Raw genomic sequence first — 24392 nt, 5'->3', positions numbered from 1 at the left:
ACAACACTTAGCATCTTGCAGAAATTTAGCATTTAGCATTTTACAGACTAAAACTTCTGTCTTCAGTCTGCCGCCTGATACCTGAAAATTTTCTGTCACCTGTTCCTTGCTTCCTGCTAAATACATTATTAAGGCCTCGCTTTGCCGGCACTATTAAATAAAGCGATTTTACTTTCTACTACAGCCTGGACAGCATCCTCAACTTCCTTCATAAGTTTAACGACGGCATACTCTGTTTTATTGTCGGCTAAAACTTTTTCAAGTGTATCGCGGTAAGCCTTGCGCATATCGCTATTGATATTGATTTTTTGTACTCCAACCTTAACTGCTTCTTCAAAATAATTCCCAGGCGTGCCGCTGCCACCGTGCAAACTGATATTGCACCCAATCGCTTCTCTAACACGTTTTAGTAGTTCGATGTCCAATACTTTTGGCACAGGGTACAGACCATGCAAATTACCAATCGCGGCCGCAAAAGTATCTATGCCTGTCGCTTCGACAAAATGCTTGGCTCCTTCGGGCGTACTGAATGTCTTTTTGACCTCATTGTAGTCAAAGGCTTCGCTGTGAATATTGCTACTACCACCAAAGTAATGTGGTTCACTTTCTACGATCGCGCCAGTTAGTTTGGCACAAGTCACGACTTGTTTAGTGGCCTCGATAATCTGTTCTTCGCTAGCATCGTGGTTCGCTTGGCTGACATCGATATGGATAAATTCGAAGCCCGCCTCGATTCCAGCAATAGCGTCGGCAACAGTTGGGCTGTGATCGAGGTTTACATATATTTCAATGCCGAACTGCTGTTTGTAATTATCAACCATGTCCCGAACGTTTTCGAGACCGATAGCATCCACTTCACCCTTACTAACTTCGACCAATACTGGTGAGTTGTGTTTCTGAGCAGCTCGACAAACAGCAATTAGCGTTTCTTGATTGTCGATATTAAAGGCGCCGACCGCAAACTTCTGAGCATGTGCTCGCTGCATCAGCTCTCGTGCTTTTGCGCAGTTTTCCCTAATCTGTCTCAGACTTTGCGACATAAGTTAATAGAATCTCCCACCATTAGTTAGTTATATTGTAAGTGCTTAAGCTTGGGCAGTCAACGATTATTGTTGAGAAGTTCATGAACCGTAATAGCTATGTGCTTGTCTGTCAGTCCGTGAAGTTTAAAAAGCTCATCTGGCTTACCCGATTCACCATATTTATCGCGTACTCCGATTCGCCTCATCGGCGTTGGCAAGTTCTCTCCTAGCAGCTCAGCCACTGCGCCACCGAGCCCGCCCGCAATTTGCGCTTCTTCTACCGTCACTACATAACCAGTCTTGCGCACACTAGTCAAAATGGTGGCCGCATCAAGTGGCTTTATTGTCGCCACATGTACAACCTCGGCATCTATGCCGTCTTTAAACAGCTTTTCCGCCGCCTGAAGTGCGATATAAGTCATTGGACCAGTTGAGATAATCGTCACGTCGGATCCTTCGCTCCAAACCTGAGCTTTGCCAATTTCAAACGGTGTTTGTTCAGTTGTCATAATTGGTGTTGCCTCACGAGCAAGTCGGATATAGCCTGGGTGCTTTTTGTCTGCCGCAAGCGCCAAAGTAGCTTTCTCAGCCTCGATTGAGTCAGCAGGCACTACTACAACCATATTTGGCATGACACGCATCAAAGCAATGTCCTCAAGCATCTGGTGAGTAGCTCCGTCAGCACCTGTGTATAGTCCTGCATGCGCTCCAACAATCTTGACCGGAAGCTCGTTGAGAGCCGCAGTCGTCTTGATCTGTTCCCAGTTGCGCCCTGGGCTAAAAGCCGCATAGCTCGCGACAAAAGGTATTTTACCCATCTTAGCCAACCCCGCGCCCACGGTAGCCAGGTTTTGCTCGCCAATGCCAACCTCGACAAATCTTTCGGGAAACGCTTCAGCAAAAATGCTTATCTGTGTAGACTCAGTAAGATCGGCACATGCCGCCACGACGTTTTCATCAAGTTCACCTGCCTTTTTTAAGCCCCGTCCAAAACCTTTTCGGGTCGGCTCTTTCGGCATATCATCTGACAAAGAATTAAGAAACAAACTACTCATATTCCATCTCCAGACAGAAGAGTTAATCGCCTACTAAAGAGCGAGGATTTGACTAAGCAGGTAGTTAGGCGAAGTGCAGCCGAAGAGGCTAATGCCTCTTCGCGCGAAAACGCTGCCTGCGTGTTCAAATGCGAGCGGCTACTCATGTTCGCTCCTAATCTTCCCCTTCAAAGTCCTCAGTTCATGCAGTGCCTTTTTAGCCTCCTCATGATTAGGCGGTTTACCGTGCCAATGGAAGTCATACTCCATAAAATCAACACCCTTGCCAGGAATAGTATGGGCCAAAATCATAATAGGTTTGTCGGCCACCGCCCGAGCCATTGCGCAAGCATCTATTACAGCTTCAATGTCATTACCATTTATGTCGATCACATGCCAGCCAAATGACTCCCACTTGGCCTTAAGGTCCTCTAGAGGCATGACGTTTTCGGTGTTACCGTCAATCTGTATATAATTTCGGTCTGTAATGGCAATGATGTTGTTCAGCTGATACTTTGCTGCCAACATCGCCGCTTCCCAAACGTTACCTTCATTCTGCTCACCATCTCCCATCACAACATAAATCCAACGGTGCATGTCTTTGTCCATTCGAAGCGCAAGCGCCATACCAGCCGCCTGACTGAGCCCGCAACCCAAGGGTCCACTTGTTGTTTCAAGCCCCGGAAGTTTAGTTCTCTCTGGGTGACCCTGCAGCCTAGAACCGAACTTTCTGAGGGTTTTCAGCTCGCTTTTCTCAAAGTAACCGCTCGCTGCCATCGCAGCATATAATACCGGCGCACAATGACCGTTACTCAAGATGAGAATATCTCGATCTTCCCAATCAGGGTTCTTAGGGTCATGTTTCATTACGTCAAAATATAGCGCCGTAAATATATCGGCCAAACCGAGCGGCCCGGCTGAGTGCCCGCTACCAGCTACCTCAAGCATCTTGATAATGTCGATTCGCATATCATCGGCAATCAACTCAAGGTCTTCAAGACTACGTTTAGTCTTATTAAAATTCTTTGGCTCACTCATTCTGCTTATGATTGTAACAAAGTATTGACTTATATAGAACTTAATTGTGCGATATTATGAATGTCAGTAGTTGTATCCCCCGAACTCAAGCGATTTGATATGCCACCCACATCGGCAGCAGCTTTTGAACGCGCCCAGAGTGTCTCAGCTGAGCTAGATGCTGGCTGGCTAATAAACTGTGGCATTGAACCAGACGTTGGTGTGCTTATTCAGCTCAATGAGCTACTAGGAAGCGACGTCGAACACCTTACACACAAACCAGTAGACTACTCTCAAGCACTTTTGGCACGCAGAAACTTTTTTGACTTGACTGACATGCCCTATACGCCAGAAGGCATTGAGGCCCCAAACGGCAGAACAAACTTCGAGAATCAAAAACATACCCTTATGCCTCTCGCTACAGTGCTTGCAACCTTTAGAACCTATAATCAATACAGTATTAATATTCCTAAACTTGTTAACTCGTTTGCTTCTGCGATTAGTTACGCACCGGAATCAGTGGCAGAGAAGATGGAGAACTTTAAGGCTCTTGGAATTGATGGAGCTAAACTTGTTAACTCGTTTGCCTCGGCGATTAGCTACGCTCCGGAATCAGTGGCAGAGAAGATGGAGAACTTTAAGGCTCTTGGAATTGATGGAGCTAAACTTGTTAACTCGTTTGCCTCGGCGATTAGCTACGCTCCGGAATCAATAAAGCTAAAGAAGTTATTGTGTCAGAAACTGGGTATATGGGAAACTGTGCTTAAAAACTTAAATAGCGGTAAGTATATAGATTGGCTTATCCTTCCCATCGAGTCCTCTATAATCGCCGTAGCGGAGAGAACCGAAGCTGGCGGCACACCAATTTCCCTCAAATCAATCAGAAGAACCTCTGACCTACGCGCAAAAGGCCGCGCCGAAAGACTCGCCTATGTAAGAGGGAGAATTGCCGACATCAAGACGGCCAAGCAACACCGAGAATTCGCTAACAAGCTTGGTGCACCAGTTCTACTGGCCTACTTTAAAAGTCAAAAAAGCTAGTTCAGAATAGTTTGTAATTTTTTGTAACTCTCTTTTGGGTTTTCTGATTTCTGGATAAACCCACCGACGTTCAGAACATCTACCCCGGCTTCGACAATCTGCTTAGTGTTTTTACCATTAACGCCGCCGTCCCAGTGAATTTCTAACCAGCGATGTTCGTCTTTGAGCTCTTTAATTTTGTTTAGCTGTGACAAGTCGGCCTCGCCTCCGTGATAACCTAGTTTGCCTGCAAATACCAATGCTGCCTGACAGTGAGGCAGTAAGTATTTTATTGATTCGACACTAGTCTGAGGCAGCAAGGCTAAACCGAACTTTATCCCAGCTTCACGTAACTGAGTCGCCATAAAGGGAAGATCATTTGCTTCATGTATTTCAGCATGTACAATCACCATGTTCGGCTTAAGAGCTACCAACCCCTTGATGAAGTCACTCGGATTCTGGTACATCAAGTGGATATCACAAATTAGTTTTTCAGACAGCCAAATCTCGCTTAGTGCTGGCGACATTGTCGGCGCAAGCTTACCGTCCATAAGATCAATATGCACCCGCTCAGCAAAGCTCTCAACTCGCTCCAGCTGCTCGCGGTATTCATGTAAATCATTGGCCGTCACAGTCGGACAAATTCTACTCATACCCAAATTATACCCCAAAAACCTTTAACCCCTATAAGGTTACAGCGGTGTGTCAACATAAAAACCACGATCGTGGTTTTTATGTCGTACATTCATGCAAATTGAGTTGCTCCCAAATATTACGATTGGAGCCTTGAAGAGTTTTAGGCTTAGAGGTTATCGAGTTCTTGGATGCGGCGCTTGAAGCGCTCAGCTGCAGCAAACGGCGTAAGCATAAAGATTTCTACAATTACCGATGCCTCATGCAAGTCGCCTGCGAGTAGATGCGCTGGCAGCGCCATCACATTCGCGTCGTCATCGTTACGAGAACTACGCGCCGACTCACGATCGTAAATCAAGGCAGCCCTAATCCCACGGTGCCTGTTAGCCGCCATAACCATTCCCTGCCCGCTGCCACAAATCAAAATCCCTCGCGCATCTTTGTCGTCAGAGCCAAGTACAGCAGTAACTACCTTTGCGGCAAAAACTGGAAAGTCATCATTTGGATCAAGTTTATCTGGGCCATCATCAACCACTTCATAACCAGAGCGCTTAAGATGATCAACTAAAGTCGCCTTAAGCCGAAAACCATTATGATCGCTACCAAGATAAATCTTCATCAGTGTAGCTCCGATATAGAGTCGTTGAATGACGAATGATGAATGATGAATGATGACGCTATTACGATGTTTCTCACTAGCATTTTCTAAATTTCCTGTCTTTTTAGAATTTAGAATTTATCATTTAGATTTTTACTTTAGTGCTTTGCCAATATCAGCTACTAGCTCAACTAAACGATTAGAGTAGCCCCATTCGTTGTCATACCAGACAACTACTTTGACCAGGTTTCCGGCAACAACATTAGTGAGTAACAGGTCAACCACACCAGAATGGCTATTTCCAACATAGTCTTTGCTCACCAAAGGTTCTTCACTAACACCTACTATTCCCTGATAGTAAGGCTCTTTGGCAGCCTTCTTAAAAACTTCGTTTATTTCTTCTTTGGTGGTATCGCGCTTTAGCACCATTGTGACGTCACTAATCGAAACAACTGGGGTAGGTACTCGGATGCTTAGTCCATCGAACCTACCCTTGAGGTTAGGCACCGTCAAGGCAACTGCAATTGCTGCCCCCGTAGTAGTCGGGACTATGTTTTCTGCTGCTGCACGGCCTTCGCGGAGATCTTTTGCCGGGGCATCTTGAAGCACCTGACTGGCAGTGTAACTGTGCACCGTTGTTAGCATGGCTTTTTCGACGCCAAACTCACGATCCATAATATCCATCACTGCCGCAACCGAGTTTGTTGTGCAGGAAGCGTTGCTGACAATCGGACCGCTCTTGGACATTTCGTCTTCATTGGCGCCGATTACCAGTGTTTGGACATCATCGCCTTTGGCAGGAGCGCTGATAACGACTTTGCGGGCACCGGCTTTGATATGCGCCATGGCGTCTTCACCCTTGGTAAAGCGCCCGGTCGATTCAATCACAACGTCAACGCCCAGCTTCTTCCACGGCAACACTGAAGGGTCTTTTTCGGCGCTAATTGGGATCTTGACTCCCTTGACAATAATGTGGGTGTCGTCATGCGCGACTTCGTGATGATACTTGCCGTAGCTTGTATCGTACTTAAGCAGGTGCGCTAACGTCTTGGTATCTGTCAGATCGTTAATCCCGACAATTTCTACGTCACTTCTGTCAAAGGCTATTCTAAAGGCGTTACGGCCAATTCGTCCGAATCCATTAATTGCAACTTTTGTTTTCATTTAGTTATCTCCACCTTAAGTTTTTAATGCTTATGGCTTTATTGTACGAGTTTAGAAAAGAATAGACAATGAGATATGTATTGAACAAAGGGATTTTACCTGTCAACTTCTACGCCGACAAACTCCGGTGCCTCCAAAAACGACCTTAAACCACTAGCCTTAATCAGCACATCTTGCTCGGTAAATCTTTTTTCGCCTTTTAGTGCCAGGTTTTTAACCTCTTCGAAAGACAAAAATTTAACTTTTATTTTTTCTCCAGCGTCGATATGTGGCTCGCTAATTTTTTTCACCCCACTTGCTATGTATGTGTATATAAACCACTCTATTTTTTCTAAGGGTTTATTTACGTATACCAACTTCCAATCAGCGAACTCATAGCCTGTCTCTTCTTTTACTTCGCGCTTTGCCGCTTCAAGCGTAGAGGTATCGTCAAAGTCCACACGACCTCCTGGCAAAGCTATGACCATCGAACGGTGTGGCTGCTCATCTTCTAATATGATGATTTTGTCATTAACTACAGCGAACACCGATACTGTGTCTGGACGCTTTAGTGCTTCGAATACACCACTAGACCCATCATAGAGCGTTTGATCCCACTGATAAACATCAAAAATTTTTCCAGTAAAAACTTTAGAGGCGCGATCTGGTATTAGGTTTACTCCGGTCGGTATTATCTTTTTCATCTATTTACTATATCGGGTGATGCACTCTTTAATAATCCGTTTGGCCTCTTCGGCGTCACCCCAACCGATAACTTTCGTGCTTCCGGGTTTCTTCAAATCTTTGTAATGGGTAAAATGATGCTCGATTTTCTGACGCCAGCGCGCGTGTAGATCATCAATTGAACTAATGGCATTATCGGTGTTGCGATCATCAGCCGGCACACAGATGATTTTGTCATCGACCTCTCCGTCGTCTTCAAACTTGAGCACACCTATTACCGTCGCCTCCAAGAATACCCCGGTCGGGATCGGATCATTGGTAAGCACGAGCGTATCCAACTCATCGCCGTCTTCATCTAGAGTCTGAGGAATAAAGCCGTAATTAACAGGCTTGGCAAAAATACTAGGCTCCACGCGGTCAAGCTGAAAAGCTGCCACCTTACGGTTCCACTCTATCTTGAGCGTTGACCATTTTGGTATTTCAATTACTGTATTGATGACTCCATTATCAACATCGCCCGGTGTTAAAACTTGGTTAAAATCCGCCATTTACCCTCCTAAATTTTATTTCTACTTTTATTATAACTAGAAACTATCAACTATAAACTATAAACTATCTTTATGGCTTTAATTTCTCATCGAGGAGCTGCCGGTCTAGCACCAGAAAATTCGTTAGATAGCATCACGATAGCTAACCGTTTTAGACCTAAGTTCATAGAAGTTGACTTACATCGTACCATTGACGGTGTATTCATTCTTTTTCACGGGGCCCTCAAACAGACATTAAGTGGCGCTCCCCGCAAGGAAACTTTTGAGCAGCTCAAAGCTGAGCACCCATACCTAGCCACCCTAAATCAAGCCCTCAAGCACAAAACCGAGGCGCCGCTACTTTTCGATATCAAATGCACAACAGCTACTGACGAGCTGATTAGCACCCTCAAAAACGAAGGCATGCCAAGGGAGTTTAGCTTCACCTCACCGCACCCTGGCACATTGTATGAGTTAAAAAAGGCTTTCCCTCACAGCAGAACATTTATTTCTCAGCCTTACTGGCACGGCCCTGTTGCGGCAATAGAACTGGCACGTGACTACGGCTTTAGCGGTGTCACACTTAACAAATGGTGGCTAAACCCCTCGACCTATTGGCTATGCGGCAAGTACGGCAAAGAGATAAACGCCTATACAATCAACCATAGTCTGTGGATCTGGCTGGCGCAGAAGTTTTACAAGCGGGCTTTCATTACCACCAATCACCCCGATCGGTACCGTAAGCATTACCCTTTACACCAAGACTAACCGACTTTAGCGGCAGGAATTATCGGTTTTTTGCTTCGAGGTATTCACGAATTTTGAGAGCAGCGGTAGCGCCCTCGCCGACAGCACTAGCGATTTGCATAGTTGCACCGCTTCGAACGTCGCCAGATGCGAAAACGCCTTCCATGCTGGTTTGCAAACGCTCGTCGGTTTTCACGAACCCAACTTCATCGAGTTCGAGGCTATGTTTTAAGAAGTCGGTGTTAGGCAGTAGGCCTATGAATACAAAAACACCGTCACACTCAAACAACTTGTCCTGACCGTCAGACTTCGTCTTTATACCACTAACAAACTTGTTGCCAACCACCTCTAGCGGCTGAGTTTTAAAGTGTATAGTTATCTTATCCTTGTGTTTTTCTAACTCGTGCTGCAGAACATCGCTAGCTCGCATCTGGTCGCCTCGGACTAGAAGGTCAATATGTGAAGCAAACTTGGTTAAGAAAATCGCTTCTTGAACGGCAGAATTGCCACCGCCAACTACCACTAACTTTTTATCACGAAACACGGGACCGTCACAGGTCGCACAGTAGTGAACGCCACGTCCATAGAACTCCTGCTCACCAGGTATACCCAGCTTCTTGTAGTCGCTACCTGTTGCCACTAATACTGCTCTGGCAAAAAGCTCGCCGTCAGTGGTAACTACGCGTTTTTCGCCACTTGGTCGGGTCTCAATCGCCTCAACCTGGGCAAATTCAAACTTCGTACCAAATCTCTCTGCCTGTTTTTGTAGATTATCAGCAAGATCCAAACCAGTTACACCTTCTGGGAATCCAGGATAGTTATCCACCTGATCGGTGATGGCTGCCAAGCCACCAATGACGCCTTTTTCAATCAACACCGTGTCAAGGTCTTCGCGGGTTGTATAGATTGCGGCACTCAAAGCCGACGGTCCGGCGCCAACTACTGCTACATCGTAGACTTTTTTGTCTGTGGCCGCAGCAATGTTAAGCTCTTGAGCCAAGAAACTAATTTCGGGGTTAACATAGCCTTTGCCGTCGATAACTATGACTGGAATTGTTTCGTTGTTGGGCACATGCGTTTTCATTTCATCGCGCACGCCAGCCTCATCAACATCTTTATAAGAGTATTTGATGCCTTTGGTGTCCAGCCAATTCTTGACTGCACGACAGAACGGACACCACGAAGCCCCATATAATAAAACATCTTTCATGTATTAAAATTCTAATTTCTAAACTCTAAATTCTAAAAAATTTAAAAAGCTCAAAAATTAGCTCCTTTCTTTTTCACTCAATTTATTAATTATAGAAGCTAATATGAATGATATTTGTCTTGCTTCCTCTATGAGATCTTCAGGGGCATCTAGGAGCTTTAGCCAATAAATGGTTTCGCGTGCCTCTTTTTTGGCTATCTTCATCCTTAAGATACTGTCTTTTTTGCTTAGTCCATCATTAGCTTCAATATAGTTAGCGCCTATTGAGCCAGACGATCTAATAACTTGTTTTAGATCGTCTTGTATCAAGTAGGCACTTTGTTTTCCTAGGTAATACCCTCTTATTGACCTAGCGAATTCCAGAGTCCTCTCTTCTAAATCATACTTCGTCTGTACACCCTCATTCACAAACTTATTGTAACTCTTTTTGATGTTTTTTACTCAAAAATAATTAGCACTTTAAATTTTATATAGATTTTTTAGAATTTATGATTTAGGATTTAGATTTTATAGATCTTATGCAATAGCTGGCGCTAGTTTTGACAGATTGAAACCAACAATCACTTGTTCGCTCAAGTCATCGTTCTGCACCAGCGTGACTGGCACTGTCATAGCCCCACTTTTAGCCATGACTTCTGCTTGGCGTTGTGGCTGCTCTTCTAGGTTTACTACATCGTAGGCTACGCCTTTGCTGTCTAGGTATTTTTTAACCATAACGCAATAAGCGCATGTTGAAGTCGTGAAAACGGTTACTTTTTTACTCATTTTTTCTGGTTTCCTTTTTGCCCACTTTTTAGGGGTTTTTCTATTAGTTTTTAATGCTTTTTCTCTTCATTTTTGTTTATTAGAAGAGCTTATGGTTCTAATTGTATATAGGGTCTGAAAATTTTTCAATACGCTATATGTTGTGGTTTTTAGTCCATTTTTCGCTATTTTACATCAAGTAGTTCGATGTCAAAAACGAGGTCTTTGCCGTCGTTGTAAGCTTGAGCCGATGGTATCAGCAGACGTCGTTTACCGCCAACTTTCATACCGGGCACGCCATCTAGCCAGCCTTTAATTAGACCAGATAGGGGGCTAGTTAGCGGTTGGCTGTCGAGCGAGCTTTCGCGAACTACACCATCGTCCATATTGGCTAGCGTATAATTAACTGTCACCGTACTCGACGCCACAGCTTCTGCTCCAGAGCCTACAACTGTGTCGATTTTTTGAATAGAACTGATCGGCTCTTTGGTTGGCGTGAAATCCGCTAGCGGTGTACCTTTTAGCACTTTTTTCTCCGTTTGGTTGTTATTAGTTGGTGTCTGAATTTGATCGCCCGTTGCGACTGGGTCTTCGCGGTTAATTTGCCAAATAACGTAAGCTGTTGTTCCGACCGTAGTCAAAAAGAACAAACCCGCTAACATCAATGCCGCAGCCCGTTGAGATTTATTTGCCATAAATTTTTGTGTTATCCCTCCTTTGAGTCAATAAGCCTGGGTCAGTCTCTCAATTCTGAACCTAAGCTTCTAAACTCATTTATTACTACTCAAGTATCGCACCCCATCGCCTAGCTTTCAAGCTATTCCGCTAGTACTTTTTACAATATACTACAAAATCATGTTGACATTTTAGTATCTATTTGTTATAATCTAATTTAGAAAGGTGTATTATGTCAAACAGTAAAACTTTCATCAAAAGACCTACCTACAGGACTGTCACAGCAGAAACCCTAAATCCTAACTACCCTTATGCCAGCCGTACAACAAATATTCCTGAAACAATAGATGTACATATAGGCGTGCAGCCTAGACCGGGTTTTTTTAAGCGAATACGAGAGAAAATTTTCGGCACTGAGCGAGAACATGAACCGACAAACGACAATAACGAGACATCCGCTGGTGTTAGAGCCAAAAAAAATAAAAAACGAACTGTATTACTTCTAGGAACAGCTGTGCTTGGCTATGGTCCTCAGGTACAAAACGAGCACACAGATGCAAAGTTGTTTGGTATCCCCTTACCCCAACCTATAGAAATCATCGTGGATTTGAACAACAGGCCTGATCACACTGCACGACAATTCCCGTCTCCAGATATTAATGAAACATTCTCGGCCCAGAAACCAAGGAACAATATTCCGGTTATATGGGATTATGACACTAAAGGTGTGCCGAGCACTGCTTTTCGTAGACTTCCGTTCATGCAGCCCGAGAGACAAGAATCTTCACCTGGACTGTACGCTCTAGACTTGAATAATCCTAAAGATGAAGCACCAGATAATGATTGTTTTGTTGTAGAGGGTAATTATGGACCTGGAAAAACAAAAATATTTGTTACTGATAGCTCGGTTGCAGAACATATCTACGTATATCCAACAAGAATGGGTGACGAGAGACGCATGAGTGTCTGTATAGCCGGCGAAGATTCGCTAAGCCCAAATAGTAGGCTGTACATATACCAAGATCCGCACAATAATTAGGATAACTCAGGCTTTGATGACGCGTTTAACCGGATTTGTATGCGTGCTTATGTTCAGAACATCAAGTGACAATAAGATTTAGAAATACTTTTATTATAATATAGTGTTGACCCTATGTTATTTTTCTAGTATACTATATATCATAGGAGAGATTATGTCATACAATCCAGAAATCGAAACGGCAGAATCAGATTATCCAGAGCTTAGAGCAGCATTGTCGAGTGACACAGGCTTTGCCGATACCCTGTCTGCTACCTGCGGGGCTATACTAAAAACTGATAGTTATAATGCAGTTATTGACTCTCGCCGGGCAGTAGTAAGCAAAGCTTACGCCCCGCAATGCTTAAAAGGGAACGATACGTTTTATTACGCACGAATAGCAGCGTTCACGGACACAAAAGGTAAAGTTGAAGGTTTGCCATTTATTGTATTCGACGAGACCGAAGACACTAAAATTGATTCTAACAATCCTCAGGCAATGAAATTCTTTAAAGATCCGGTTTCGGGCAATGCTTTCTTACAAGTCTTTAATGGAATTGAATTCTCAGACCCTCTAGTCAATGACCCTAGATATCTGAAGCTCGCAAAAGATATTATTGACAGAATTTCCGAACAAACTAGCGAAAAACTCACTCCCAAAGAGAAGGGCGCAAGTCATGCTAAAAAAGCAGCAAACTCTATACTGAACATGTTAGGCAAAATCAAGACATACTACACTGACCCTGTAGGAGTTAGCGCTGCATTTACTGGCAACCGTATACCGCTCGGAAGGCGGCGGATGAAGAGAGCTTTGTACTCACTAATAGCGGTAACGATTGGTTGGGGCCCACAGATATTTGATAACAGCTCTGATGCCAAGCTACTAGGCATACCTTTACCAAACCCTATAGAGGCACTTGTTGACTGGAACAACAGCCCAGATCACGTAGCACAAGGCTTCCCCGAACCAGATGGAGCAGCCCCTGTCCTGATTGGCAAGCGAGTTGAGCAAATACCCCTGATGGTCGAATATGATACAACCGATGCGCCTAGCTCACTCTATACGACTTCCAAAGAAGGTCAAACCTTTCACGAGTCTTCGCCAGGACTTTACGCCGTTAGTCTAAGCAGAAAGATTGCTATAAAAGATGACGACGAGTCCTCAGGTGGTTCTTTGCTCGTAAAAGAGCTGGATGAAGGTCAGTGTATTAATGTACTAGGTAACTACACCGCAGGCAAAACCTCTGTCTTCACCCAGACTCCAGAAGTACAAAAAGACGTTACAGTCACTGCGGTTGATGGACAAAACTTGTCCGTTTGCCTTAAGCCGGATCTTAGAAAGAATAACCTATCAGATAGTAGTAAACTATTTATATACCAAAAGCATGATAAATAATCACATAAGTAGCTATGGACTTCGTCAACTACTTAAACTTTAAGAAAAAAGTCAAACGCTAGCTGACACAGCACAATATTAATACTAATCACTTTAGTTAGACAAGGAAGATAAGGAGCACAGAAACTACAAAACGTTTTTTATTGCTTCGGCTACAGAGGGTATTTTGGGAGTCGGCACGCCGCCAATGTTCACTCTGGAGCTTGGCAAGATTATGACTCCTTGTTCTTCGACCTTTTTATGTTGATCTTCGCTAAAACCACTAGGTAAAATTTTAGCGAACAGCCCGTTTCCATCGCTTACGTGTTTGAAGCCACCTCCCAAAACGGATGCAAACCTCCTTCTTCTTGCAGCCAATGTTTGGGCCATCTCATTTTGCTCTAAAGTAAGTAAACTGCCGTCATACATAGCTCGATAAGCTGCCTCTGCTGGTAAATAAGCTAGGCTGGACACGCTTCTACGTACAGCTTTTTCTAGCACATTCTGAACCCCAGCAACCTGGCTACTATTACCGCCAAAAACCATTAACGCTCCCAAACGGTTATGATACAAGCCTAGATTTTTTGAACTTGAATAAGTAACTAGGTGAGGATATTCGGAATCAAGATATTTCCCGATAGGATCTGCCACAGACTCGAGCATGGGATTCGTCAGACCAGAGTAAGCGCAATCAATAATTGGCAGTAAGCCCCTTCTTCCAATTATTTGGACAATATCGTCCCACTGTTCTGGCGAGCGGTCCATGCCGTCGTCATTAAAGCCAGACGACTGCATCAAGACAATGCTACCTGCATCAGCTGAGTCAATCTCACCAAGAAAACTCTGATGATCGTATCGCCCCTCGCTATCCAAATGCCTAGCTTGTAGAACATTATAATCACTAAAAATGGCTTCGTAGTTTGGCCAACCCCCATCGCTAAAAATCTGGCTGCTAGCCGGAAGATCAAATAATGTCGGTAAAACCGCTGCGGCTAGTGACAATGCGCCCGTACCGCCCGCAGTCTGAACACTTGCAATTCTACTACTATCACCCAACTCATGCAGTTCGACCAGTTTACTTAAGTAGCCGACGTGCCCACGAGGTGTCTGATAACCGATTGGGTTCTCACTAAGTTCGCTGGCAATGTCGGCATAGGCTGAACGCACGTCCGTTGGCATGAATATGTCACCGCTGTCAGCCACCACAACACCAATGCCGGTGTTTATAACATCTCTGCCAGCAGCAACAGCCTGTTGGTAGCGTGCATTAGCCCGCATAATCACATCCGGCGGAACAGGAATTTCTAGCGTATTTCTAAAAACCATAGTACAAGATAGTATATCATGAAGATTTTTAGCGATTATTACAAAATTTAGGCGTTGATGTCGTACTGGCTGAGTTTGAGTTTGGTTGATTCCTTATCTTTGCCATGTTGAAGTTTTAGAAGATTAGCATAAATACCGCCGCTTTTGGCTAGTTTGGCTGGGCTGCCTACTTCATTAATCTGGCCGTTCTTGAGAGTCACAATTTGATCAACATGAGCGATGGTGCTAAGGCGGTGAGCAATAATAATGGTAGTACGCCCCTGCATCAGACGCTCCAAAGCCTCTTGCACCATAATCTCGCTTTTGCTGTCTAGGCTACTGGTTGCTTCATCAAGTATCAAGATTGGTGCGTCTTTGAGCAGCGCTCTAGCAATAGCGATACGCTGTTTTTGGCCGCCTGACAGTTTCAGTCCTCGTTCGCCGATCTCTGTGTCGTAGCCTTTTTTAAGTTTTGATACAAACTCATCGGCATTGGCAGCTTTGGCGGCCGCCAATATCTGCCGATCGGTCGCCTTTGGATTAGCATAAGAAATATTCTCGGCTATAGTGCCGCTAAAAAGCGCTGGATCCTGGAATACTACACCGATGTTGCCCCTTAGTGAGCTCTGCGTTACCTTACGTATGTTCTGAGAATCAATGAAGATCTCGCCATCTCGCGCTTCGTAGAGCCGCAGCAGCAAGTTGGTTAGCGTAGTCTTGCCTTCGCCGCTCTCTCCTACCAACGCTACCTTAGTTCCCGGTTCAATCAGTAGTGAAATATTTTTCAGCACGTCCTGATCGCCATAACCAAAAACGACATCCCGAAACTCCACCCGCGCCGACTTCACAACTAAGTCTTCGGCTGCCAGCTCATCTTTGATATCAGGTTTTATCTCCATAATCTCAAAGTAATCTCGGCTATCGGCAACTGCTCGCTGAGTGTTTTCGACCAGATAACTAATCGAAAAAATAGGGATGCGGATATTCATGGCATAGAGAATCAAAGCCACAGCTTGGCCTGGTGTGAAGACACCTTGCGCTCCTTTGACAAAGATGAATAAATAAACCGCAAAGAAAATTATGTTTAAAATCAGTCGCCTGATGACGTCTTGCTTATGCCACAGTGCCGACTGCGGCTTAGAGATATCTACCATCGATCGATAGTGCCGGTTAAAAAACTTCAGCTCCCGCGCTTCTTGGACGAAGCTTTTCACCACCTTGACTTGGTTGATCGACTCGCCAAAGCGACCGCTCGCAATGTCATTGTGCTCGTTTTTTTGCTTTTGAAAAACTTGCCAGCGGGCGCTTGTCCTGACTGTCATCCAGATAAAGATAGGGTAAAGCGCAAAGAGCATTAGTGCTACCTGCCAGGAATAATAAGCGACCACTCCCAAGCTTAAAACAGTACTAAAAATAAACTGCAAAAAGTTATTGCTCATCATATGAATAAACTGAGTTATTTGAGAGATTGAGCGGTTTAGGCGGTTGATGATTTTCCCAGATAGCTCGCGATCGAAGTAACTTTGCGGCAAAGTCAGCAGATGCGAGTAATAGTCTCGGCTTAAAATGGCCGTCAGTTTAGCCAGCACCCTATCACCAATATAGCCATTGATGTTACTGACCACTGTTTGCATTAAGTCGAGAGCAAAGATCCCCACCGCCAGCAAGGCGGCGTAGCGCACATTCGCACCCGTGCCCTTTCTTATCTCATCGATCGCCCAGCCACTCAAAAGAGGCGTCATGATTGTGACTAGCGACAGAACGGTCGTCAGTAGGCTAATGGCAAAGTAGTGCCACTTCAGCTCCCGACCGGATTTTAGGATCCTCAAAATATCTTTCATTACCACTATTTAAACATGATAAAATTACAGCGGCAATGAAAAGGTCAAATAAATTAGATAAAGCCAGTGAGCTATTGATAGCTCATTCCTATGCTTACACTCGTAGGGTTTATGGCGAATTCGGCCGATTGCCGCTTCCCTACCATAACCACCTACACACACTTGATGTTGTTGCGGCCGCTAGTTCACTTGGAGAACTAGCCATGACCAAGGGCAAAATTAGCCCTACTGAGCTAGCTATCTTGCAAATTGCGGCTGCCGGGCACGACCTCGTTCATGGTATGACTGGGAATGGTGTGAATGAGCAGCAAAGTGCTAAAAAAATCGCCAAGTGGATGATCAAGCAAACACCCGACGTCTTTAAAAAGCCATTAGTCTCCCGAGTAGAAAATATTATTATGGCGACCGTCTGCGGCGTAAATCAACACGGTTTCTGGCAGTCAGCCGGCGAAGATTATCTTGGGCAGCTAATGTGTGATGCCGACGTGTCGGCCGCCGGCCTGCCGCCCGAGGAGTCAAAAGTTCGCAGTGATCGGCTTTACTCAGAGTCTCTGAAGGGCGAACAGCCAGGACCAGAGAATCGATTAGTGTTTTTGCAGAACCAGGTCGTATTTTATTCGACCCACAATTGGTACACCGAAGAAGCCAAAGTACTACTTCCCTACCAAGAACGCAACTTACACATGACTTTAGCCGAGATTGAGACGCTCCAAGCTTAACAGGAATCACGCGTTGCACCTTTTTGGCGAAAATCTCCGTTCCGCGCTCACCGTACGTTAAGTACGGCTCGGCTTGCGGCACTCGATTTTCATCCGAAAGTGCACTAAACGCGTAATTCCTGCTTAAGCATGAGTAATTATGGTGCTATAATTCTCTTTATGGAATTCACAGATGCAGTATTGAGGTTATTAGTTGCCGCAGGCCTAGGCGGCATCATCGGCTTAGAGCGTGAGTACCGCGATAAATCAGCTGGCTTTCGAACACAGCTATTAATCGCTCTGGGCACAGCCTTGTTCACTATCTCGGCGCTCGACCTCTCGTCAATGCATGGCAGTAGCGATCCTGCAAGAATCATCGGCTATATTATTGCTGGCATAGGTTTTATCGGTGCTGGAGCTATCGCTAAAGACGGCTTCTCAATCAAAGGCCTCACTACATCTTCAACGATCTGGGTTGGTGCCGGGATTGGTATCGCGTCAGGTATGGGTGACTTTTCGCTTGCTGCTGTGGCAACAATAATTGCTATGTTCGCACTTATTGCTCTACCGGGCTTCGAGCACTGGATAGACCACCTCAAGCGCGAACGCACCTACACCATCACCGCAACTAGCCTTGTTGGCCTAGACGACGTCATGTCTAAGTTTCGTTCTAGCTCATTGAAAGTACATGACTATCGACGCTCGATGAATGGCGGCAACTTTGTCCTAAGATTAGTAACTTCTGGCAAACCTAATGCCCATCGCCATATGGAAGACTACCTACTCAATGAAGAACAAGTGATCGACTTTTAAACTCTTTCAGCTTGCGCGGCCAGGGTCAAATCATCAAGTAATTGGTTGGCCTCAATAGTGGTCAATGTTCTATCTTTGTGGCTTAGCGTAAGCCTGAAAGTAAAGTTCTTTGTAGGTTCTTGTTCTTTTTGAAAAATACTTACTGGTTCCAATGTCCAGGCATAGCCTGTCGATTTAAGTGCTTCCTCGATTTTTGATTCTAGTTCTGAGTAAACTACGGTTGCTGGTAGTCTAAGTGTTAGATCTTGTTCAGTCGATGGGTATTTACCCAATCGCCTGTAGATCTTGCCTTTGTATTTTCTTGAGGCTTCGAGAAAAACTTCTGGTCCAATCTCAAACCCCGCCGAAGCCGGAAGCTTGAAGTTAGTAGTCACTTCATCGCGAAAACAGCCTACCATTCCCAGAAAATCACCCGTCTCTTTGATACTTACATAACTGGATCTAGACAAGCCAAACGGCTTTGTGACAGGAAACTCCACCTGTTCTGCCTTTTTGAACTCTAGCGTGAAACCAAGTTGTTCAGCCAAAAACTCGAGATATTTTTTGGCCTCAAAATAGGCATAGTCAGATTTGCCATTTTTACTGGCAAAAACTAGAGCCAGCATGTTTAGTTCTCCCGGCAACCCCTGCTCGTCATTGCCATGAACTTTGTTATGGGTTTTATTGAGTTCGTAAATAGCAAACTCGTCATTGCCAGCTTTGATATTTGGGTGGACTTTTTCGAGCAGTGACGGAGTTAGAGTTTGACGATAATACTGAAGATCCGGGCTGAGCGCATTACGAATGGCGAAGGAGTCTTCTGGTTTTTGCCCGGCCTTTTTTAGCAGATTGCCATGCACAAAACTATAACTGAGCACCTCATTTGCACCAGCTCGCGCTAGAATATGGCGAATCTTAGTCTTTAGCTTCAAATAAGCGTCTTGGCCCACAGGCTTTGCTAATCGATGTGGTAAGCCTGACGGCAAACGACTGAAACCATAGAGCCTGCCAACTTCTTCGACAATATCCTCGGGTAGTTCTATATCAGTACGCCAAAATGGGGATTTTATAATAACTTTTTCATCCTGATACGTACAGTCAAACTCAACATTAGCCAGGATCTGGGCGATATCTTCTTTTGTAAGTTCTGTGCCCAAACGACTATTTACGAAATCAGGACTGATCATAATAGACTTACGTACCGAATCCAGCTTTGCTTGATCAAAAATATCGAGGGCATCGCTGGCAACCACCCCACCAACCGAATGAACAAGCTCATCAACAAACTTAGCCAAAACCTGAGGATTCTGCAAAGGACTTTGATTCTTGGTGTAGCGAGTAACGGCATCGGTGAACAAACCATGCCGCATGCTGGTACGCCGCACAGCGTACATGTCAAAAGTTGCGCATTCAATAACTATTGTCTTGGTTGTGCTGTCAACTTCGCTCTGCTGACCGCCCATAACTCCCGCTAGCGCAACAGGCACTCCGCAAGCATCAATAACCATGTCTTTATCGGATAGTTCAACAGTTTTGCCGTTCAAAAGTGCTAGTTTTTCGCCTTTTTTAGCAAGTCTCGGACCAAGAGTTATTTTTGACTGGCCCGTCAACTTAACGAGCTTATCGTAGTCGAAGGCATGTGTTGGTTGAGCGGTCAGCAGCATGAAATAGTTTGAGTAATCAACAACATTGTTAATGCTCTTTACTCCCATTCGATTCAAATAACTCTGAAGCCATACTGGCGAGGTCTGTACGCTAAGCCCTGTAACTGCTTGGCACATAAATCTCGGCACAAGTTCAGGCACTTGATTTACGGCTTCAATTGCAACTGGATTGGGGCCGACGGCATGGCTGATTGGCTCTACGTACCAATCTGGTGATTTAAATTGTTGATCAAAAATTCCGCTAACCTCACGAGCGATACCAAGATTGCCAAAGCAGTCTGGCCGATGAGTAAACATCTTGTTTTCGCAGGTAACTACAAAGTCATCCAGGCCATAAAGCTTCACAAATGCAGTACCAGGCCTTGCTAGTTCCTCACCTACATCACTTGCCTCTATCTCTAGAATGCCACCATGCTCCTCGCTAACGCCAAGCTCTCTAGGACTTCCTAGCATACCGTTACTGACAATCCCGCGAATAGCCCGAGCCTCGAGCACGAATGGCTCTTTGTCATACGTAGAAGGTACTGTTGCGCCCGGCGGGATCCATACAACAAGTAAGCCCGCTCGAACATTTGGCGCACCACAAACTACTGTTATAAGGCCCTGCTGGTCGCGTTCAACATTCTGCGCAGCACCATCATCATCAATTCTGCAAACACTTAGCTTGTCAGCATCAGAATGTTTTTCGCAATTGACCACCTTGACGACTATTACACCTGCATACTTAGGCGCAAGCTCCTCAACTTGCTCAATCGCTCCGATCCTGTCGCCAATTCGACCGATAAGCTCGTCCCGATCGAAAGATTTGAGGTCAACATTCGAGTAATACTGCGCTAAGTTTAGACTGAACTTCATAATACTATTCTACTTCCTCACGAGCATCGATGAAATAGCCGTTTTCTTCGGCGTCTACGTTCCGCCATTTTTTCTTCGGCTTTGCGCAGTAGATTCTAGTAGGAGCTTCGCCCAAAATATCTTTTGCTTCCAACTTAAAAAACTTAGCTTTTTTGTTATAAAGTAATCTGGCTTCTTCAGCCTCGTCATTTTCGAGCTCAGTTGCTTCACACTGCATATATAGAGCTTGCCCTTTACCCTCTTGAACACTGGAATCAAACACTGTCACAAAAACCGTGCCTGTTCTTCTTATGTTAATGGAATGAACTGATTTTACAGGGGACCACCAATATATATTCCCCGCCTCGTCAGCCACAAAAAAGACAGGACTACCCCAAGGTTGACCGTCTTCGCAAACTGTTGAAAGCGTACAATATTTATTTTCGTTCAGCTTATTCACTCTTAGTGCTCCTAGCCGCTATGACGCTCAGCTCAATTGTTGCACCACGAGGTAGGGCCTGCACACAAATCAGTTCACGTGCTGGCAACGGCTGGACAAAATACCTTCCGTAAGCTGCATTGAACTCTTTAGCATCATCGATGCTTGTGAGATAAACTGTGATTTTTACTATGTTGTCTAGTTTTAGACCGGCTTCTTTTAGTATTGCCGTGATGTTGTCCATAATTTGCTCCAGCTTTCCCTCGACACTAGCCTCAACCACTACACCCTCAGTCGTCATATGAATTTGCCCCGAAACAAAGACAAAACCATTTGACTCAATAGCTTGTGAATAAATATCGGTCGACCTTGGAGCATGAACGCTACTAATTGCTTTTTTCATTTTTTAACCAATCAATTATTTTATTGTAATATTTTTCGGCCTGAGCCTTAGTGACACCACTTTCGCGGAATGAATGCCCCAAGCCAGTCTCCACCCAATGATCAGCCCGGAAAGCCTTAATAAAAGGGGCCGTTGAGTTCGGCGGACAGATCGTGTCTAGTTCATGTGTCACAACCAGCGTCTTGCCCTTAAAATCGGCTGCCCTTTTTAGCAGTGGGTGAGATCCAAGATCCTTGGCGTTAAGTCTGTAATCGTGTCTTGTTTCGATTGAATCATATTCGCCCCACTTAGTATAAAAGTCATGCGGCTTGTATAGTGCCGGCACTCGCAGCACTAACTTATCAAACTCACGGTATTTGGTGAGCTGGGTCGCCATAAATCCGCCATAGCTTGTACCAATAACAAACATCTGACGCTTCGGATACTTTGCCTTTAGCAAGTCAAAGGCCGTGATCGACTCAAGGAAGTTTTGAGCCGGACAAACATCATCAATATCGAACGGACTTGCGCCATGGCCACTGTAATCAAGCACCAAAACCGAAGCGCCTAGTTGCTCGTTTAGCAAGCCGGCTAGCGCCTTGTACCTAGACTTATTCGATGTAAAGCCAATATAAATCATTACTGCAATGTCGGCGTCGCCTTCGTAGAAGTCAGCTTTCACATCATAGCCAACACAAGGAATATCAATTTGTTGGTTAGCTACGGAGCTCTCTTCCACAATCATTAATCTTTAATCCTTAATCGGTTATCTAAACTGCCTCAAAAATGCCAACTTACCACTGTTAAAATGCCTGATGTCATCTATGTCATACTTCATCATCACTAACCTTTCAACTCCCATTCCCCAGGCAAAGCCAGTGTAAACTTCTGGGTCAACACCCGCTTCTTTAAGTACATTTGGGTGGATCATACCGCAGCCGAGTAGCTCAATCCAGCCCTCTTGACTACAGATATGGCACCCTTCACCCTTACAAAACGGGCAGCTAAGCGAAAATTCAAAGCTTGGTTCAGTAAACGGGAAGTAAAACGGTGTGATTCTGGTCTTTAGTTCTTGCTCGTAATAACTCTCCAGAAAAGTCTTCAGTGTCGCAATAAGATTGCCGACAGTCACGTTTTTTCCAACATAAACACCCTCGATCTGATGAAATGTATGTTCATGCCGAGCATCAAGATCTTCGTTTCGGAAGACTCTACCGGCGACCATTACAGCAATCGGCTCACCGTTTTCAAGATTTTTGAGACGCTCTTTTATCACTCGGTTTTGCATTGTGCTAGTATGCGCTGGAGCGATTAACCCCTCTTCTGTCATAAACGTATCGTAGTCATCACGAGCTGGGTGGTCCGCCGGAAAGTTCAGCGTCTCGAACATGTGATAGTCGTCGTCAATCTGGCGGCTTTCCACAATCTCGAAGCCCATTAGCTCAAAGATATCTGATGCGCGTTCAAGCTCAGTTGTTATAGGGTGCTGCGAACCATTTTCAGTATTCAGTAGTTGTGGCGCTCCGTGATTAGTCGACATCGGCGCAGTTACATCCAGAGCGCCTTTGTCTGGAACCTGGTTAGCGGGCTCGGTGCTACGTGAAAGTTGCTCCAGTTCTGCTCGAAGCTCATTGACTGCTTCGCCGTAAGCGGCCTTTTGTTCTGCTGGCAGAGTCTTGATAACATCGAAGAGTGCTCTAAATTCATCAGAACGAAGGACGTTCTCACCTGCCTCAGCACGTACTCTCAACTCTTGCACTAGTTTTTGGTCTAACTCGTTCATAGTTTTATTGTACAACAGATAGCGTACAAAATAAGCATGGCCCTTATGATTTTTACAAAGGGTGTAGTATCCTAAAAAAACATGTTTAAGGAACTATACGGAACGAGTGGGTGGAACCCGGGATTTTATCCTGAGCAGCTATTAACAGCTATTGATACCCATATCCTAGATTTTGCTCACAATTTTCCGGCAGGCGAGCCTCATACTTCGGAAGTTCAAAAAGACTGTTTCATTAATTTTTTTACAAAGATATTAGACAGATGCGTCTTAAAGCAAATAGCTTTTGAGACGGATTTTACAACAAGGTATGCACCCTCACCAATAAGATTTGCCGGTAACTTCCTAAAGGTCGTGCCCAAATCACCTACAAGCTCTGATCAAGAGATAATCTTAAATAATATGCCTCCACTGGCCGTTTGGCCATATCGGATTCTAGACAGCCAAACCATGTCTGCGGAGGTTAAGGAAAATCCGATATTTGGTAAAGATAGGGATCCAGAACTTTTTGACCGCCTTGCTAATCCCGAATATGACGGTTTTTGGCTCGGCATGAACTTCTGCCCACCACTCACACCGGAGCTAACAGATTCTTCGCCGAAGGCATACGCGTATTTTCCAGGCGTTAGATTGTATTGGTGTGACGAAATAGCAAACTAGCTGCTAAAATATCCTTATGGCGCAATTTAGTTTTGACTGTGTTAGTGATTACGACAAAGCCGAGATGAACAACGTCTTCGACCAAGTTCAGCGCGAGATCTCCAGTCGTTATGATTTTAAAGGAACTTCAGCTAGCATTGACTGGCTGGACGACAAGCAGGGTTTAAAAATTACTGGTGACAATCAGTTTCAACTAGACTCAATTATCGATATGGTCCGCAAAAAAGCTGCCTCGCGCGGCTTGAGCCAAAAAACTTTTGATACTAGTTCTAAGGAACCAGTGACTAGCAACTTAAAAATGAGCTGGGAAGTAAGCTTTGTCAAAGGCCTCACTGCAGACAAAGCCAAAAAGATCACAAATCTTCTTCGTGAAAAACTGCCAAAAGTAAAAGCCCAGATTCAAGGCGAAGAAGTTCGCATTATGAGCCCCAAAAAAGACGAACTACAGCTAGCGATGCAGCTTCTGCGAGAAGCTAACTTCGGCTTCCCTGTTTCGTTTACAAACTTCCGCTAGAAAATACTATGATTCTACCAGAAGCGTTATAATTCC

The 24392-nt window shown here is 44.8% G+C and carries 27 protein-coding genes; 8 read left to right on the top strand and 19 right to left on the bottom strand.

The annotated features are described in order from the left end of the window. Positions 1 to 128: 128 nt before the first annotated feature. From IPO96_04280 to IPO96_04270, 3 genes are all read right to left on the bottom strand, one after another. On the bottom strand, positions 129 to 1040 hold the full coding sequence (locus IPO96_04280; GenBank protein QQS64758.1) for a class II fructose-bisphosphate aldolase: 912 nt from the start codon (positions 1038 to 1040) through the stop codon (positions 129 to 131). Between the two features lie 59 nt (positions 1041 to 1099). Continuing rightward, complete coding sequence (locus IPO96_04275; GenBank protein ID QQS64757.1) at positions 1100 to 2077, bottom strand: transketolase family protein; 978 nt, start codon at positions 2075 to 2077, stop codon at positions 1100 to 1102. A gap of 138 nt (positions 2078 to 2215) precedes the next feature. After that, positions 2216 to 3094, bottom strand: coding sequence for a transketolase (locus IPO96_04270; protein QQS64756.1), 879 nt, complete (start codon positions 3092 to 3094; stop codon positions 2216 to 2218). A 99-nt stretch (positions 3095 to 3193) separates the two neighbouring features. Between IPO96_04270 and IPO96_04265 the strand changes: the two genes are divergently transcribed. Then, positions 3194 to 4114 (top strand): hypothetical protein, encoded by a 921-nt coding sequence (locus tag IPO96_04265; GenBank protein ID QQS64755.1) that lies wholly within the window; start codon positions 3194 to 3196, stop codon positions 4112 to 4114. Here IPO96_04265 and IPO96_04260 read toward each other — a convergent pair. From IPO96_04260 to IPO96_04240, 5 genes are all read right to left on the bottom strand, one after another. Next, positions 4111 to 4746: a hypothetical protein gene (locus IPO96_04260; protein ID QQS64754.1), complete on the bottom strand. Its 636-nt coding sequence runs from the start codon at positions 4744 to 4746 to the stop codon at positions 4111 to 4113. The two genes, IPO96_04265 and IPO96_04260, sit on opposite strands and share 4 nt — an antisense overlap. A 149-nt stretch (positions 4747 to 4895) precedes the next feature. Continuing rightward, positions 4896 to 5345, bottom strand: a complete 450-nt coding sequence (locus IPO96_04255; GenBank protein ID QQS64753.1) for an RpiB/LacA/LacB family sugar-phosphate isomerase — start codon at positions 5343 to 5345, stop codon at positions 4896 to 4898. 132 nt (positions 5346 to 5477) lie between these two features. Continuing rightward, positions 5478 to 6488, bottom strand: coding sequence for a type I glyceraldehyde-3-phosphate dehydrogenase (gene gap / locus IPO96_04250; protein ID QQS64752.1), 1011 nt, complete (start codon positions 6486 to 6488; stop codon positions 5478 to 5480). A 95-nt stretch (positions 6489 to 6583) separates the two neighbouring features. After that, positions 6584 to 7171 (bottom strand): NUDIX hydrolase, encoded by a 588-nt coding sequence (locus IPO96_04245; GenBank protein ID QQS64751.1) that lies wholly within the window; start codon positions 7169 to 7171, stop codon positions 6584 to 6586. Continuing rightward, entirely contained in the window at positions 7172 to 7699 is a 528-nt protein-coding gene (locus IPO96_04240; GenBank protein QQS64750.1) for an inorganic diphosphatase, read from the bottom strand. 72 nt (positions 7700 to 7771) lie between these two features. On the opposite strand from IPO96_04240, the gene IPO96_04235 reads away from it, so the two are divergent. Beyond that, positions 7772 to 8446 (top strand): glycerophosphodiester phosphodiesterase, encoded by a 675-nt coding sequence (locus IPO96_04235; GenBank protein ID QQS64749.1) that lies wholly within the window; start codon positions 7772 to 7774, stop codon positions 8444 to 8446. Between the two features lie 19 nt (positions 8447 to 8465). Here the strand turns inward: IPO96_04235 and IPO96_04230 are convergent, their stop codons facing one another. The 4 genes from IPO96_04230 to IPO96_04215 form a co-directional block, all read right to left on the bottom strand. Continuing rightward, entirely contained in the window at positions 8466 to 9509 is a 1044-nt protein-coding gene (locus IPO96_04230) for an FAD-dependent oxidoreductase (protein QQS65419.1), read from the bottom strand. A gap of 183 nt (positions 9510 to 9692) precedes the next feature. Then, complete coding sequence (locus IPO96_04225) at positions 9693 to 10043, bottom strand: four helix bundle protein (protein QQS64748.1); 351 nt, start codon at positions 10041 to 10043, stop codon at positions 9693 to 9695. Positions 10044 to 10151: 108 nt separating this feature from the next. Further along, a complete protein-coding gene (locus IPO96_04220) occupies positions 10152 to 10400 on the bottom strand; it encodes a glutaredoxin family protein (GenBank protein ID QQS64747.1) in 249 nt (82 codons plus the stop codon). A 164-nt stretch (positions 10401 to 10564) separates the two neighbouring features. After that, complete coding sequence (locus IPO96_04215) at positions 10565 to 11041, bottom strand: FKBP-type peptidyl-prolyl cis-trans isomerase (protein QQS65418.1); 477 nt, start codon at positions 11039 to 11041, stop codon at positions 10565 to 10567. Positions 11042 to 11286: 245 nt separating this feature from the next. Here IPO96_04215 and IPO96_04210 point away from each other — a divergent pair, with 245 nt between their 5' ends. Both IPO96_04210 and IPO96_04205 read left to right on the top strand, forming a co-directional pair. After that, positions 11287 to 12093: a hypothetical protein gene (locus IPO96_04210; GenBank protein QQS64746.1), complete on the top strand. Its 807-nt coding sequence runs from the start codon at positions 11287 to 11289 to the stop codon at positions 12091 to 12093. 154 nt (positions 12094 to 12247) lie between these two features. Beyond that, positions 12248 to 13468: a hypothetical protein gene (locus tag IPO96_04205; protein ID QQS64745.1), complete on the top strand. Its 1221-nt coding sequence runs from the start codon at positions 12248 to 12250 to the stop codon at positions 13466 to 13468. Positions 13469 to 13594: 126 nt separating this feature from the next. On the opposite strand, the gene IPO96_04200 is transcribed toward IPO96_04205, so the two are convergent. Next, positions 13595 to 14773: an aminotransferase class I/II-fold pyridoxal phosphate-dependent enzyme gene (locus IPO96_04200; GenBank protein ID QQS64744.1), complete on the bottom strand. Its 1179-nt coding sequence runs from the start codon at positions 14771 to 14773 to the stop codon at positions 13595 to 13597. 47 nt (positions 14774 to 14820) lie between these two features. After that, a complete protein-coding gene (locus IPO96_04195; GenBank protein QQS64743.1) occupies positions 14821 to 16593 on the bottom strand; it encodes an ABC transporter ATP-binding protein in 1773 nt (590 codons plus the stop codon). A 35-nt stretch (positions 16594 to 16628) separates the two neighbouring features. Here IPO96_04195 and IPO96_04190 point away from each other — a divergent pair, with 35 nt between their 5' ends. Together IPO96_04190 and IPO96_04185 are read left to right on the top strand one after the other, a co-directional pair. Beyond that, positions 16629 to 17312: an HD domain-containing protein gene (locus tag IPO96_04190; protein QQS64742.1), complete on the top strand. Its 684-nt coding sequence runs from the start codon at positions 16629 to 16631 to the stop codon at positions 17310 to 17312. A 159-nt stretch (positions 17313 to 17471) separates the two neighbouring features. Then, positions 17472 to 18104 carry an MgtC/SapB family protein gene (locus IPO96_04185; GenBank protein QQS64741.1) on the top strand — a complete coding sequence of 211 codons (633 nt, stop codon included), beginning with the start codon at positions 17472 to 17474 and terminating at the stop codon, positions 18102 to 18104. Here the strand turns inward: IPO96_04185 and pheT are convergent. Genes pheT through pheS form a run of 5 tightly spaced genes read right to left on the bottom strand, consistent with a single transcriptional unit; the run spans position 18101 to position 23185 of the window. After that, positions 18101 to 20602 (bottom strand): phenylalanine--tRNA ligase subunit beta, encoded by a 2502-nt coding sequence (gene pheT / locus IPO96_04180; GenBank protein QQS64740.1) that lies wholly within the window; start codon positions 20600 to 20602, stop codon positions 18101 to 18103. The two genes, IPO96_04185 and pheT, sit on opposite strands and share 4 nt — an antisense overlap. Positions 20603 to 20606: 4 nt before the next feature. Next, positions 20607 to 21041 carry a pyridoxamine 5'-phosphate oxidase family protein gene (locus IPO96_04175; GenBank protein ID QQS64739.1) on the bottom strand — a complete coding sequence of 145 codons (435 nt, stop codon included), beginning with the start codon at positions 21039 to 21041 and terminating at the stop codon, positions 20607 to 20609. Then, the gene (locus tag IPO96_04170; GenBank protein ID QQS64738.1) at positions 21034 to 21423 is read right to left on the bottom strand and encodes a RidA family protein; all 390 of its coding nucleotides are present in this window, start codon (positions 21421 to 21423) and stop codon (positions 21034 to 21036) included. Before IPO96_04170 ends, IPO96_04175 begins: the two co-directional genes overlap by 8 nt. Further along, entirely contained in the window at positions 21407 to 22147 is a 741-nt protein-coding gene (locus IPO96_04165; GenBank protein ID QQS64737.1) for an alpha/beta fold hydrolase, read from the bottom strand. The genes IPO96_04170 and IPO96_04165 overlap by 17 nt, the downstream gene beginning before the upstream one ends. Before the next feature lie 21 nt (positions 22148 to 22168). Then, on the bottom strand, positions 22169 to 23185 hold the full coding sequence (pheS, locus tag IPO96_04160; GenBank protein QQS64736.1) for a phenylalanine--tRNA ligase subunit alpha: 1017 nt from the start codon (positions 23183 to 23185) through the stop codon (positions 22169 to 22171). Between the two features lie 81 nt (positions 23186 to 23266). Here pheS and IPO96_04155 point away from each other — a divergent pair, with 81 nt between their 5' ends. Both IPO96_04155 and IPO96_04150 read left to right on the top strand, forming a co-directional pair. Further along, the gene (locus IPO96_04155) at positions 23267 to 23842 is read left to right on the top strand and encodes a hypothetical protein (GenBank protein QQS64735.1); all 576 of its coding nucleotides are present in this window, start codon (positions 23267 to 23269) and stop codon (positions 23840 to 23842) included. Between the two features lie 16 nt (positions 23843 to 23858). Then, complete coding sequence (locus tag IPO96_04150; protein ID QQS64734.1) at positions 23859 to 24356, top strand: YajQ family cyclic di-GMP-binding protein; 498 nt, start codon at positions 23859 to 23861, stop codon at positions 24354 to 24356. Positions 24357 to 24392: the final 36 nt, after the last annotated feature.

It is taken from the genome of Candidatus Saccharibacteria bacterium (genome assembly GCA_016700315.1).
GTDB lineage: Bacteria > Patescibacteriota > Saccharimonadia > Saccharimonadales > SZUA-47.
This window is presented reverse-complemented; position numbering and strand designations above follow the sequence as displayed.